The following is a 205-nucleotide window of genomic DNA, read 5'->3' as shown; positions in this document are numbered from 1 at the left end:
CAACAATGCCCCTTCGTCCAACAGCAAATAACGCAGTTGCGGCACGTACGGCTCGAGCCCCTGCGCCTGCGCAATCAACTCGGACACCTGCTGGGACGCTTTCCAGCGCGGCACGCCGTTGTACAGCACGATGGGCAGCATCGGCGGCAGCCGCCCGTCGCCTTGCGCGCCCTTGTGCCGCAGGATGTCTTCGTATTCCAGCCCG

At 64.9% G+C, this 205-nt stretch carries 1 protein-coding gene; it reads right to left on the bottom strand.

The window, feature by feature from the left end; translation table 11 throughout:
• The coding region (locus PIGHUM_RS23825; RefSeq protein WP_148087269.1) for an Rpn family recombination-promoting nuclease/putative transposase at positions 1 to 205 on the bottom strand (205 nt) is incomplete at both ends.

It is taken from the genome of Pigmentiphaga humi, from assembly GCF_900606115.1.
Classification (GTDB): Bacteria; Pseudomonadota; Gammaproteobacteria; order Burkholderiales; family Burkholderiaceae_B; genus Pigmentiphaga; species Pigmentiphaga humi.
Note: the sequence above shows the minus strand (reverse complement) of the source record. Positions and strands in the feature narration are given on the sequence as shown.